Source organism: Mitsuokella sp. UBA4253 (genome assembly GCF_002395285.1).
Lineage (GTDB): Bacteria > Bacillota > Negativicutes > Selenomonadales > Selenomonadaceae > Mitsuokella > Mitsuokella jalaludinii.
In genome coordinates, this window is the sequence record NZ_DGWR01000015.1 from 310832 (window position 1) to 323931 (window position 13100).

Genomic DNA, 13100 nt, shown 5'->3' on the forward strand with positions numbered 1-13100 from the left:
TACCAGGTGTTGATGATGACCTGCTGGCGCTCCGTGAGGTTGAAGACGACAGCCGTGTCGGAATGCAGGCCGAGCTCTTTGTAGTTCTCGACTTTAGCCTTGGATGCGTTGAAGACAACGAAGTCCGGCTTGAAGTTTGCTTCCTCTTCCGGGGTCGGTTTGATGAACATGTTGCGGACGAAATGTGCCTGCCAAGCAACTTCAACGATGAAGCGGACAGCCATGCGCGTGTTCTTGTTTGCACCGCAGAAGCCATCGACGACGAAGAGGCGCTTGTTGGAGAGCTCTTTCTTGGCGATATCCTTTACAGCAGCCCAAGCTTCCTTGGATGCCTTGTGGTTATCGTTGTGATAAGCCTCAGAATCCCACCAAACCGTGTCGTGCGACGTCTCGTCGTCAACGATGAATTTATCTTTAGGCGAACGGCCCGTGAAGATGCCCGTCTTGACATCAACAGCGCCGAGTTCGGAAACCTGGCCCTTCTCGTAGCCCGTCAGGCCTTCCTTCGTCTCTTCCTCGAACAGCGTCTTGTAGGAAGGATTGTAGATGATTTCCGTCGTACCCGTGATACCATACTGACTAAGATCGATGTTTGCCATTTGCATTCAACCTCTTTCATAATTTTTGGTCCTGGTAAACCTCTGAGGCATCTCACTCGACGCAGCCTTACAATCGCGATGCAATGGTCTGCATCCTCGATGATCTGCTGTTCACTTTCCGGTGAGCTCCTCATCACAGGTATTATATTAACTTATTCATCCATAAATGTCAAATATTTATTTGCACTTTTTTTAACGTTTTATTTATTCTTCTTGTTCCCATTTACTTCCATAAAAATAAGAGAAACAACGCGGAAAATACGTGTCGTTTCTCTCATGGTTTTCGTTATTTTTTCAAAGAATCTGCGGTGGCAAAGGCCATGACAGCCTCCTCCATCGAGGCGGGCGCGCAGACGCCGTCGTGGCGCACTTCCTTGCGGCGGAGCGACGCGAGGCCCTCGGGGATGGGGTCGCTGTTCTTCGCCTGCAGCTCGTCGAGCAGGGTGAACTCATCGACGCCCTGCGTCTTGACGCCGAGCGCGTCGAGCACGCTGCCGTTGAACTTGTAGGGGCTGGCCGTCGAGACGACGACCATGTGATGCGTATCGCCCGTCGCCTGCTGGTACTTCTCGGCGACGCTCCAGGCGACGGCCGTGTGCGGGTCGGCGACGTAGTGGTGCTCGCGGTAGACCTTTGCAATGCAGGCTTCCGTGTCCTCGTCCGACGTCCAGTCGGCCCAGAAGGTCTGCTGGATCTTTTCGAGCAGCTCGCTGCCGATGTCGTAGCGGCCCTCCTGCTGGAGCTGCTGCATCCAAGAGGCGACCTTCGCCTTGTCCTCCGCCATGTGGTAGAGCAGGCGCTCGAGGTTGCTCGAGATCAGGATGTCCATCGACGGCGAGATCGTCTTGAAGAAGTCGCGCTGGCGGTCGTAGACGCCCGTGCGCAGGAAGTCCGTCAGGACGTTGTTGGCGTTCGAGGCGCAGATGAGTTTGTGAACCGGCAGGCCCATGCACTTGGCGTAGAAGCCGGCGAGGATGTCGCCGAAGTTGCCCGTCGGCACGGTGAAGTCGATGGCCTCGCCCGACTCGATCGTGCCGGCAGAGAGGAGGTCGGCGTAGGCGCTGAAGTAATAGACGATCTGCGGCACGAGACGGCCCCAGTTGATGGAGTTGGCCGACGAGAGGCGGATGCCCTTCTCGTGCAGGGCCGCATTGAACGCCTTGTCGCCGAAGATCTTCTTGACGCCGCTCTGCGCGTCGTCGAAGTTGCCCGTGACGGCCGTGACGTTGACGTTCTTTCCCTCCTGCGTGAGCATCTGCAGCTGCTGGATGCGGCTGACGCCGCCCTGCGGGTAGAAGACCATGATGCGAATCTGCGGCACATCGCGGAAGCCCTCGAGCGCTGCCTTGCCCGTGTCACCAGAGGTCGCGACGAGAATCAGCACCTCATCCTTCTCGCCCGTCTTCTTGAGCGCCGTGCTCATGAGCTGCGGCAGGAGCTGCAGCGCCATGTCCTTGAAGGCACTTGTCGGGCCGTGCCAGAGCTCGAGGACGCTCTTGTCGCCCACCGCCTTGACGGGCGCGCGCTTTGCCGTATCGAAGCGGCCGCTTCCATAGGCGCGCGTGACGCAGCCAGAAAGCTCCTCTGCCGTGTAGTCCGTCAGGAAGAGCCCGAGCACTTTCTCGGCGCGCTCCTCATAAGACAGGGTCTTGAGCCCCTCGATGAAGGCCATGTCGACCTGCGGCATGGCATCCGGCACGAAGAGTCCGCCGTCTGCTGCCAGGCCGCGGATGATGGCCTGCGCGGAGTCGAGCTGCTCGGCATTTCCTCTGGTGCTGCTGTATTTCAAAACAATCGCCTCTTTCTACATTTATAAATGAACCAAACTATGCTAAAATGATAGCGGGCTGCAAGGGCAGAGCGCCCCGCGCAACCAGACAACTGTCATTATACCATAGAATCCCCGGGAATCCTATAGAAATCTGCAAAATGTCAGCACCCGGGATACGGCCATGACGTTGCCGTTACATTATAGTTGATAATCGGATGTTTTCTTTCTCTTTTTGTAACAGGAAAGGATGTTGAAGTTGTTGAAAATTGCCATGGCTCAGATGGAGGTCGTCCCCGGCCATCCAGACGTGAACACCGCCACGATCCTGCGCTTCATCGAGGAGGCGCGCGCAAAAGGCGCCGATGTCGTCATCTTCCCGGAGATGGCCGTGCCGGGCTACTTCCTCGGCGACACCTGGGAGCAGAGCGCCTTCCTGCGCGACTGCGAGAGCTACGGCCGCGACATCATCGCGGCCTCGAAGGATATCACGGTCATGTTCGGCAACGTCGCCATCGACTGGCAGAAGAAGAACAACGACGGCCGCGTGCGCAAGTACAACGCCTTCTTCATCGCGCGCGACAGCGAACTCGTCCAGCCGGACAACATGCCGTACCCGTACACGATCAAGACGCTGATGCCGAACTACCGCGAGTTCGACGACACGCGCCACTTCTTCAGCCTGCAGAAGCTCGCGCGCGAGCTCAGCACGACGCCCTCGAAGCTCCTCTCCCCCGTCACGCTCAAGATCCGCGGCCAGCGCTACCGCGCGGGCTGCCTGCTCTGCGAGGACGGCTGGAGCGACGACTACGAGTTTGCGCCGTTCGAGCTCCTCGAAAAGGAACACCTCGACTTCTACGTCAACATCTCGGCCTCGCCGTACACGCTCGGCAAGAACGACAAGCGCAACCGCGTCTTCGGCCGCCAGGCAAGAGAGGCTGGCGTGCCGCTCTTCTACGTCAACTGCATCGGCCTGCAGAACAACGGCAAGACGGTCTACACCTTCGACGGCTCGAGCACGGCCTACAACGAGAAGGGCGATGTCGTGCGCACGCTGCCGGAGTACGAGGAGGCGCTCACAGTCCTGCCGCTCGCTGAGATGAAGGACATGGCAGCCGAGCCGGAGAGCGAAGAAAAAGACATCGCGCACATCTACCGCGCGCTCCACTACGGCATCCGCCGTTTCCTCGAGAACATCCACATGAAGAAGATCGTCATCGGCATCTCGGGCGGCATCGACTCGGCCGTCGCCGCCGCGCTCTACGCGAAGGTCGTCGGCCCGGAGAACCTGCTGCTCGTCAACATGCCGAGCGTCTTCAACTCCGCCACGACGAAGGGACTCTCGCAGCAGCTCGCCAACAACCTCGGCTGCCAGTACATGATCATCCCGATCCAGGAGTCGGTCGACCACACGATCAAGCAACTCGAAGAGACGCCGATGGTCAACCTCGGCACGGGCAGCGAAATGCACCTCAAGGTCTCCTCCTTCGTCGCCGAGAACATCCAGGCGCGCGACCGCAGCGCCCGCGTGCTCGCCGGCGCTGCAGCGGCCTTCGGCGGAGGCTTCACCTGCAACGCCAACAAAGCGGAGACGACGGTCGGCTACTCGACGCTCTACGGCGACCAGTCGGGCTTCCTCGCCGCGCTCGCCGACCTCTGGAAGTACCAGGTCTACGCGCTCGCCCACTACATGAATGATGTGGTCTACGGCCGCGAAGTCGTGCCGCAGGGCATCATCGACATCGTGCCGTCGGCAGAGCTCTCCTCCGCCCAGAACGTCGACGAGGGCAAGGGCGATCCCATCAAGTACCCGTACCACGACTACCTCTTCCGCTCCTTCGTCGAGCGCTGGCAGAAGGCGACGCCAGAAGATGTGCTCGAGTGGTACAAGGCGGGCACCGTCGAGAAGAACCTCGGCTGCGAGGAAGGTCTCGTCCAGAAGTACTTCCCGACGGCCGCCGACTTCATCAGCGACCTCGAGCGCTGGTGGAACCTCTTCACGGGCATGGCAATCGCCAAGCGCATCCAGGCCCCGCCGATCCTCGCCGTCAGCCGCCGCGCCTACGGCTTCGACCACCGCGAGGCGCAGAACGGCGCCTACTACACGCGCCGCTACCGCGAGCTCAAAGCCGAGCTGCTGGCAGAGTAAGCGCTAGACGAGCGCATCCATCGTCGTCAGGAGTGGCAGGACGATGGAGAGCACGAAGAAGAAGATCATGCCACCGACAACAAAAATCATGACCGGCTCGGCGAGGGCTTCGACCCTTGCCGAGCGGTGACGGGCATCAGCCGCGGCAAACGCCGCGGCTTTTTCCATCATGGCGTCGAGCGTGCCGGTCATCTCGCCCGCCATCAGGAGCTCGACGAGCAGGCGCGGGCACGAGGTCAGCTGGCGCAGGCTCGCAGCGAAGGGCTGGCCCGACTCGACCTGCGCGCGCAGCGCCTTCATCTCGCACGCGATATGGCGGTTTGCCGGCACATCGGCGGCCATCGCCAGCGCCGTCGTCAGCGGGATGCCATTCTTCAGCATGACGGCGAAGAGCTCCAGGAGGATGCGCCAGGCAGAAGCGCGCTGCAAGGGCCCGAGAATCGGCATCTTCAAGAGCCAGCCGTCGAGGACCGTCCGAGTCCTCATATCGCGCACAAGGGCGATAGATGCCAGCGCGACAAGCGCACTGCCTATCAGCAGCGCGGCAAGGTGGCCGCTCACGAAGTCCATCAGCGCGAGCAGGAAGCGCGTCGTCCACGGCAGCTCCGCCTGCAGGTCCTGCAGCATGACGGCAAAGGCGGGCAGCACAAAGACGGCCATGAGCACGAGCGCGACGAGCGAGACGACGAGCAGAATGACGGGATAGAGCAGCGCCGACTTCAGCGCCTCGCGTGCCTCGTAGCGGTGCTCCTCGAAGTCCGCGAGCTGCGCGAAGATCTGGCAGAACGAGCCGCTCTCCTCGCCCGCACGCACGAGGCCGCAGAGCGAAACGGGAAAGACAGCAGGGTGCATGGCCATCCTCTCGTGGAGCGGCCGCCCCGCCAGGATGCCCGCGAGCAGCTGCTGCAACAGCGACTGGTACGCGCGGTCGGCGTCTGACTTTGCAAGCGCCTGCAGCGCCTGGTGGACAGGCATCCCCGCCTGCATCATCGCCGCCATCTGCCGCAGGAAGAGCACGCGCAGCTTGGCAGGCGGCGTCTTTGCGACTGCCCCTGCGAGCTGCTGCCGCCAGCGGGAGACTGCGGGCGCGCCCGCAGCTTCCTCGCACTGTAGATGAAGAGCGGCCACCCAGAGGCCGCGCCGCCTGATAAGCCCCGCCGCCTCGCGCTCGTCGCGCGCCTCGACCGTGCCCGCGAAGAACTCGCCCGCGCGGTTCCTCGCCTCGTATTGGAATACGCCCATAATGCCTCCTCTCTCTCAATGGATACTGCCATCGGCATCAGCCAAGGCGCTCTGCCGCCCGCTCATAGACCTCGCGCGCGATGAGGCCCTGCTGCAGGAGCTTCTGCAGGGCCTGGCGGCGCGTCTGCATGCCCTGCGCCTGATGCGTCATCATCGCCATCTCGATCTGGCTATACTTGCCCTGGCGGATCAGGCTGCAGACAGACGGCTCGCGCAGCAGGACCTCCACGAGCGGCACGCGGCCGCCCCTGCGCGCGGGCAGGAGCTCCTGCGCGAAGATGGCGCAGAAGACATCGGCAACCTGTGCGCGCACGATGCTCTGCTCCTCCTGCGGGTAGAAGCCCTCGATGCGCCGCACGGCCTCCGCTGCGCCGCGCGTGTGCAGCGTGCCGAGCACGAGCATGCCCGTCTCCGCGGCCATGAGCGCCGTCGTCATCGTCTCGCGGTCGCGTATCTCGCCGACGAGCAGGATGTACGGCATCTCGCGCAGCGCACTCCTCAGGGCCTCCGGGAACGCGAGGAAATCGCGCCCGAGCTCGCGCTGGCTGATAAAGCATCGGGATGGCGCGAAGACGTACTCGATGGGGTCCTCAAGCGTCAGGATGTGCGCCGCTTGGCTCTCATTAACGGCCTGCAGGAACGCGGCCAGCGTCGTCGTCTTGCCCGAGCCCGTGCGCCCCGTCACGAGCACGAGGCCCTGCCGCGCAGACAGCAGCCCCTGCAGGGCCGCCGGTGCATGGATGGCCGCCAGGCTCGGGACGCGCTCCGGCAGCACGCGCATGACGAGCGCCAGGCGCGCCTGCTGGCGGTAGAAATTGCCGCGTAGCCGCCGCTCTGCGTGCGCCAGCGAGAAATCGACAGCGTGGCCATGGCGCAGCTCTGCCAGCTGCCCGGGCGACAGGAATGCCTCTGCCAGCGATTCCATGAAATCATCATCAACCGTTTCGCCCGCCTGCGCCAGCCTCTGCAGCCTGCCGTCGACGCGCAGCCAGGCATCCTGCCCCGCCGACAGGTAGATGTCGCTGGCGCGCGCCTCGATAGCCTCCATCAGGATGGCAGACCAGCGCGCATGCCTCGCTTCAGCCATAGAGCACCCTCCTGACCTCCTGCCACGAGGTGATGCCCGCCTCCGCCTTGGCCCGGCCGTCCTCGAGCAGGGAGCGCATGCCAGAAGCCCGGGCACGCTCGGCCATCTCACGGCGCGGGACCTTCTGCAGGATGCCCTCGCGCACCGCTTCGCCCGGCACGAGGATCTCCGCGAGCACCGTCCGGCCGCGGTAGCCCGTGCCCTGGCACGCATCACAGCCGCGGCTCCTGTAGAGCAAGAGTCCCTCGCCGCCCGCGCCAAAGAACGCGGCCTCCTCCGAATCGCCCGCCGCGCGGTACATTTCGCGGCAGTCGGGGCAGAGCCTGCGCACGAGGCGCTGCGAGATGATGCCCGAGAGCGTCGCCGCCAGCAGGTACGGCGCAACGCCCATCTCGAGCATGCGGTAGAGCGCTGCGACGGCATCCTCCGTGTGGATCGTCGTCATCAGCAGGTGGCCCGTCAGCGCGATGCGCACAGCCATCGCCGCCGTCTCCTCGTCGCGGATCTCCCCGAGCAGGATGCCCGTGACATCCTGGCGCAATACAGCGCGCAGCCCCGCGACGAACGTCATGCCCGCCTTCGGGTGGATCTGCACCTGATTGACGCCCGGCAGCACGCGCTCGATGGGGTCCTCGAGCGTCACGAGATTGCGCGACTCCGTGTTGAGCTCCGCCAGCGCCGCGTAGAGCGACGACGTCTTGCCCGAATTCATCGGCCCGCAGAGCACGATCATGCCCGCCGGCCGGTGGATGAGCGCCCGGAAGCAGGCCGTGTCCTCCTCCGAGAAGCCGAGCTCATCGAGCGAGAGCAGCTGCTCCGAGACATCCATCAGGCGCATGACGATGACCTCGCCGGCCGTTGCCGGCAGAGACGAGACGCGGATGTCGATGCGCCGGCCCTTCGCCTGGAACAGGATGTGGCCGTCCTGCGGCTGCTGGTGCACGGCGATGTCCATTCCCGCCATGACCTTGAGGCGCGAGATCACCGCCGGGCCGAGATTCGCCGGCATCGCCATGACCTCGCGCAGGAGACCGTCCACGCGGAAGCGCAGCCGGACTCGCATCTCCTGCGGCTCCAGATGCACATCGCTCGCATGCATGGCCACCGCCCGCCCGAGCACGAAGTCGACAAGCTCGATGACGCCCCGCTCCTCCGGCCGCAGCCCATAGCGCACCTCCCGCACCGACTCCCGCACGAGATCCTGCCAGATCATTTCCGGACGTTCCACCGCAATCCCCCCTTGTCATTCTCAATTCCATTCTCAATGACTACTTCTACAAGATATGAGAAAATCCTTTATTTTCTGAACGAGAAATTGCCAGCCAGTCACGCGCACAAAAAAAGCGGCCCGCCATCTGGCAGACCGCCTTATTCTTATGTATCATCTGTTACATCATGCCATTGCAGCACAAACCGCCGCGCATCGTCCGTCAGTCCGACTGCGTGTCTGCATCACATCATCACAGCTCACGACTCGTTGACGCGCTTGCCTGTGATGTGCTCCGGCGTCAATTCGAGCATGAGCATGCGCGGGCCAGCGTGCTTAATCTCGTTGTCGAGGTACGCCGCATCCTGCGTGAACTTCTCGCCGAGCAGCCGCGTCAGGCGCAGCGCAGCCTCCTCGTCCTCCAGCACGCGCATGCGGCCAAAGACGATGACGCTGCGGAACGTCAGCGACCACTCCACGCCGTCCTCATGACGACCCTCACCCGTGATGCAGTACGACACCTTGTCGCAGGCGCGGATCGCATCGAGCTTGTGCCCCGCCTTCGCGCAGTGGAAGTAGAGCTTGCCGCTTGCCTCATCGTAGTAATGGTCGAGCGGCACTCCATAGGGATACCCATCATCCCCGAGCACCGAAAGCACCCCGCGCTTCTCCCGCTTCAGGATAGCCACGCACTCCTCCGCCGGAAGCTGCTGCTTGAATCTTCTCATCTTGCGAAACATGGTCATCTTCCTTTCTCGCATCGTTCTCACCATCTGACAACTCTAGCATACCACATATCCGCCCCCAGTCCAATCCCATCCGGATTTCACGTGCAGAGCATGCTCCATATGCATTCCAGCAGGGTCAATGCCAGCACGATGTTGATGATCCGGTAATGGCGGCTATAGAATTCCTGGATCAGGAGTCCGCCGCCAATCCAGGTGAACGTGGCAATCGTCCCGATGGTTGCAATCAGGAATTCCACTCCGATCAGGATCCACAGCACCTTGCTGTACGGTGTGACAAATCCCGTCAGCGCCGTAATGCCGAACATATAGTAAAAATATAAAATTAACGACATAAAATATATAGATGATTATATTAAAATATGTTATAATTATCTATAGAGGGAGGTAAGTTCCATATGTTTGCTAAAGACGTTCTTCGCATCTTGCAGGTTTCTAGGCCGACGCTCACGAAGTATGTCAAGACAGGGATTATCCGTGTCCATGTCATGCCGAACGGCCACTACGACTACAACGAGGAAGATGTCTACCAGTTCCTCAACAAAGACGTGAACCGCAAGACCTACATCTATGCCCGTGTCTCTACGCCAAAGCAGAAGCCTGACCTCAAGAACCAGATCCAGCTGCTCAAGCAGTTCTGCTTTGCAAATGGCTACACCATCAATGGCGTATTCTCAGACATCGCCAGCGGTATCAGCTTCGAGAAGAGAAAGGGCTTCTTCGACCTGCTGGACGATGTCCTTGCCGGTCGTGTCGAGCGCGTGGTCGTGACGTACAAGGACAGATTGTCGCGCGTCGGCTACGACTTGTTCTACTACCTGTTCCAGAAGTACAATTGTGAGATTGTCGTGATGAGTGAGATGGGCTCCGAGGAACTTGACTCTCAAGAAGTTTTCGAGGATATCGTGAACCTCTTGCATTGCTACTCTATGAAGTTGTATTCCAATCGCAAAAGACTGCGGAAGATCAAGGAGGCGATAGAGGATGATGAAACGAGTGGAACACCACCGGCTTAAACCCTCGTCACCGTTCTATGTCATGCTGCGCGAATTCTGTCATCGTTCCAAGAACCTTTACAATCATGGGAACTTCCTGATCCGTCAGGCGTTCCTCGAAGATGGCAAATGGCTGCGCTATGGCGAAATCGACCGTTTGCTGAAGGGTGACGCAGACTACCCCGACTATCGGGAGATGCCAACTGCACAGACGGCACAGCAGACGCTTCGTATTTTGGACAAGAACTGGACATCGTTCTTCGCAGCCATCAAGGACTGGAAGGCCCATCCAGAGAAGTACAAGGGACGTCCTAAACTGCCGAAGTACAAGCCGAAGGATGGCTATTTCCCGCTGGTGCTGACGAACCAGAACTGCAAGCTCAAGGACGGAATCATCCGTTTTCCCAGGACCTTCCAAGGGTTCACGGTAAAGGCTATCTTTGTCAGTCAGACTGATGCTGTATTCAAGCAGGCGCGTATCATCCCGCATGGCGGAGAGATTTGCATAGAACTCGTCTATGAGATTCCCGAGGTCGAAGAGAAAGCGGACAATGGAAAATATGCCGCTATCGACATTGGCGTCGACAATCTCGCGGCGCTGGCGTGGAATACAGGTAAGCGCCCTGTCCTTTTCAAGGGGACGCCTCTCAAGTCAGTCAACCAGTACTACAACAAGCAGATGGCCAAGCGCAGGAGCATCTGTGAGCGGATGAATGGACGCCATTCATCGAAGCGAATCGCGCGGCTCACAGCGAAGCGGAATCGCAAGGTTGAGGATTACTTGCATAAGGCAAGCCGCAAGGTCATCGACTTGTGTGCGGAACAGGATGTATCGGTGCTCGTCATCGGCAAGAACAAGGGCTGGAAACAGGAAGCGAACCTCAGCCGCAGGCTCAATCAGAGTTTTGTGCAGCTGCCTTTCGCCCGCTTCATCCAGATGCTGCAGTACAAAGCCGAGTCAATCGGCATGAAGGTTGTGCTGACTGAGGAGAGCTACACCAGTGGCACTTCTTTCTTGGATGGCGAGGCCCCGGTCAAAGCCTGCTATGACAAATCACGCCGGGTTCATCGCGGCCTGTTCTTGGCAAACGATGGCCAACGCATCAATGCCGATGTCAATGGTGCCTACCAGATCATGCGAAAAGTATTCCCGAATGTGAACGCAGACGGGATAGAGGGCGTAGCGTTGCGCCCAGCTGTAGTAACTCTTTCGATGAGCGCTCGCCGCGGCTCCGGCTGTGCCTGATGCGAGAAAGAGTGAACAGCGAAATTTATTAAAAATACGAATATCATTATTTGTTATTTATAATAAATATAACGTGGTATATCCGTCAAGCCCGATCATCAGGTTGACAATAGCCGCCCGATCGCTGACACGGATTTCCTTCTCTGCGAACACAGTGCTGAACGCTTCCTCTGAAAAATCGGCTGACTCATAGTTCCCCTGAAGGAAATTCAAGCGCGGATATGGCTGCAAGTCTTTCAGCGTAACCGACGCTCTCCCCGCCAGGGGATGCTCGGCCCGGAGAAAGGCATGCGGAGCGGCGGTGAACAGTTCCTGGAAGCGCAGCCCCATCTCATCCATCGTCTTCCGCAGGAACGCTTCATTCCTGCCGCACAGATAGAGGATGCCCAGATCGCAGAAGCGGTTCTTCACATCCTCCAAGATCTGATGGGTCTGGGTCTCATTGAGGATAAACTCGAATCGCTCCCGCCCAAACTCCTGGACCATCTCCACAAAGGCATTGGCCGTGAACGTGTAATGCTGCGTCGAGACACAGAAGCGCTGCTTCTCCGGCTGATTCAAAATGAACCGGTCCTCCAGAAGGCGCATCTCCTGGATCACCTGTCTCGCATAGCCCAAAAATTCCACGCCTTCTTTTGTCAAAGCGATGCCGCTGCGGCTCCTCGTGAATATATTGAATCCGACTTCCCGTTCTGCTTCCTTCACAGCCGCCGACAAGCTGGGCTGGGATATATGCAGCTTTTTCGCTGCCTCCGTGATGGACCCCGCCTCGGCCACCGCAACGATATAACGCAAGGATTGGATCGTCATGCGCTCATCCCCCATTTCCCTGGCACCCGGAACCTATACGATGCGATACCCTTCCGCAGCCAAGACGCTCAATGCCCGCGCAAAGTTTTCTTCTTTGACCAAGATGTAGTCTGTATTGTACGTGGATATCGCAAAGATGCCGATCTCATGTTTGGCAAGGATCCCGGACAATTTCGACAGGATGCCAATGAGCGAAAAGTCAAGGACGCCCTGAATGCGGAATCCTCTCCACCCGTCATCCCGTTCTACCGTCTTTGCAGGTGTGTCCTCTGTCCTGCACACCAGCGACACTTCTTCATCCGTCTTCCCGACAAAGTAAAAATCAGCGGCCACGTTATATTTATTATAAACACCAAATAATGATATTCGTATTTTTAATAAATTTCGCTGTTCACTCTTTCTCGCATCAGGCACAGCCGGAGCCGCGGCGAGCGTTCATCGAAAGAGTTACTACAGCTGGGCGCAACGCTACGCCCTCTATCCCGTCTGCGTTCACATTCGGGAATACTTTTCGCATGATCTGGTAGGCACCATTGACATCGGCATTGATGCGTTGGCCATTGTTTGCCAAGAACAGGCCGCGATGAACCCGGCGTGATTTGTCATAGCAGGCTTTGACCGGTGCCTCGTCATCCAAGAAGGAAGTGCCACTCGTATAGCTCTCCTCCGTCAGCACAACCTTCATGCCGATTGACTCGGCCTTGTACTGGAGCATCTGGATGAAGCGGGCGAAAGGCAGCTGCACAAAGCTCTGGTTGAGCTTGCGGCCGAGATTCGCTTCCTGTTTCCAGCCCTTGTTCTTGCCGATGACCAGTACCGACACGTCCTGCCCCGCGCACAAGTCGATGACCTTGCGACTCGCTTTGTGCAGGTAATCCTCGACCTTGCGGTTCCGCTTCACTGTGAGCCGCGCGATTCGCTTCGATGAATGGCGTCCATTCATCCGCTCACAGATGCTTCTGCGCTTGGCCATCTGCTTGTTGTAGTACTGGTTGACCGACTTGAGCGGCGTCCCCTTGAGCAGGACAGGTCGCTCGCCTGTGTTCCAGGCCAGTGCCGCGAGATTGTCGACGCCGATGTCGATGGCGGCGTATCTTCCATTGTTCTCTTTCTCCTCGACCTCTGGAATCTCATAGACGAGTTCCAGATCGATTCCCCCGCCATGCGGGATGATGCGTGCCTGCTTGAACACAGCATCTGGCTGACTAGAGAAGATGGCCTTTACTGTGAATCCTTGAAAGACTCTTGGAA

General features: G+C 59.3%; 13 protein-coding genes. 3 read left to right on the forward strand and 10 right to left on the reverse strand.

Annotated elements, in window-relative coordinates; all coding sequences use genetic code 11:
• Nucleotides 1-599: phosphoenolpyruvate carboxykinase (ATP) (locus B2X55_RS08725; protein WP_286821776.1), on the reverse strand; the 599-nt coding region annotated here is incomplete at its 3' end.
• A 286-nt stretch (nucleotides 600-885) separates the two neighbouring features.
• Nucleotides 886-2388: a threonine synthase gene (gene thrC / locus B2X55_RS08730; RefSeq protein ID WP_286821777.1), complete on the reverse strand. Its 1503-nt coding sequence runs from the start codon at nucleotides 2386-2388 to the stop codon at nucleotides 886-888.
• A 238-nt stretch (nucleotides 2389-2626) separates the two neighbouring features.
• On the opposite strand from thrC, the gene nadE reads away from it, so the two are divergent.
• On the forward strand, nucleotides 2627-4516 hold the full coding sequence (gene nadE / locus B2X55_RS08735) for an NAD(+) synthase (RefSeq protein WP_286821778.1): 1890 nt from the start codon (nucleotides 2627-2629) through the stop codon (nucleotides 4514-4516).
• A 3-nt stretch (nucleotides 4517-4519) separates the two neighbouring features.
• On the opposite strand, the gene B2X55_RS08740 is transcribed toward nadE, so the two are convergent.
• The 5 genes from B2X55_RS08740 to B2X55_RS08760 form a co-directional block, all read right to left on the reverse strand.
• A complete protein-coding gene (locus B2X55_RS08740; RefSeq protein ID WP_286821779.1) occupies nucleotides 4520-5758 on the reverse strand; it encodes a type II secretion system F family protein in 1239 nt (412 codons plus the stop codon).
• 37 nt (nucleotides 5759-5795) lie between these two features.
• On the reverse strand, nucleotides 5796-6845 hold the full coding sequence (locus B2X55_RS08745) for a type IV pilus twitching motility protein PilT (protein ID WP_286821780.1): 1050 nt from the start codon (nucleotides 6843-6845) through the stop codon (nucleotides 5796-5798).
• Complete coding sequence (locus B2X55_RS08750) at nucleotides 6838-8058, reverse strand: GspE/PulE family protein (RefSeq protein WP_286821802.1); 1221 nt, start codon at nucleotides 8056-8058, stop codon at nucleotides 6838-6840. Before B2X55_RS08750 ends, B2X55_RS08745 begins: the two co-directional genes overlap by 8 nt.
• A 254-nt stretch (nucleotides 8059-8312) precedes the next feature.
• Nucleotides 8313-8780 carry a pyridoxamine 5'-phosphate oxidase family protein gene (locus B2X55_RS08755; RefSeq protein ID WP_286821781.1) on the reverse strand — a complete coding sequence of 156 codons (468 nt, stop codon included), beginning with the start codon at nucleotides 8778-8780 and terminating at the stop codon, nucleotides 8313-8315.
• A gap of 98 nt (nucleotides 8781-8878) precedes the next feature.
• Nucleotides 8879-9133 (reverse strand): hypothetical protein, encoded by a 255-nt coding sequence (locus tag B2X55_RS08760; protein ID WP_286821783.1) that lies wholly within the window; start codon nucleotides 9131-9133, stop codon nucleotides 8879-8881.
• Nucleotides 9134-9196: 63 nt separating this feature from the next.
• Between B2X55_RS08760 and B2X55_RS08765 the strand changes: the two genes are divergently transcribed.
• The gene (locus B2X55_RS08765) at nucleotides 9197-9814 is read left to right on the forward strand and encodes an IS607 family transposase (protein ID WP_286821784.1); all 618 of its coding nucleotides are present in this window, start codon (nucleotides 9197-9199) and stop codon (nucleotides 9812-9814) included.
• Entirely contained in the window at nucleotides 9786-11039 is a 1254-nt protein-coding gene (locus B2X55_RS08770; RefSeq protein WP_286821785.1) for an RNA-guided endonuclease InsQ/TnpB family protein, read from the forward strand. The genes B2X55_RS08765 and B2X55_RS08770 overlap by 29 nt, the downstream gene beginning before the upstream one ends.
• 57 nt (nucleotides 11040-11096) lie before the next feature.
• Here the strand turns inward: B2X55_RS08770 and B2X55_RS08775 are convergent, their stop codons facing one another.
• The 3 genes from B2X55_RS08775 to B2X55_RS08785 all read right to left on the reverse strand — a co-directional run.
• Nucleotides 11097-11849, reverse strand: coding sequence for a LysR family transcriptional regulator (locus B2X55_RS08775; RefSeq protein WP_286821786.1), 753 nt, complete (start codon nucleotides 11847-11849; stop codon nucleotides 11097-11099).
• A 33-nt stretch (nucleotides 11850-11882) separates the two neighbouring features.
• Nucleotides 11883-12263 carry an ACT domain-containing protein gene (locus B2X55_RS08780; protein WP_349678245.1) on the reverse strand — a complete coding sequence of 127 codons (381 nt, stop codon included), beginning with the start codon at nucleotides 12261-12263 and terminating at the stop codon, nucleotides 11883-11885.
• The coding region (locus B2X55_RS08785; RefSeq protein WP_286821788.1) for an RNA-guided endonuclease InsQ/TnpB family protein at nucleotides 12256-13100 on the reverse strand (845 nt) is incomplete at its 5' end. The genes B2X55_RS08785 and B2X55_RS08780, both read right to left, overlap by 8 nt.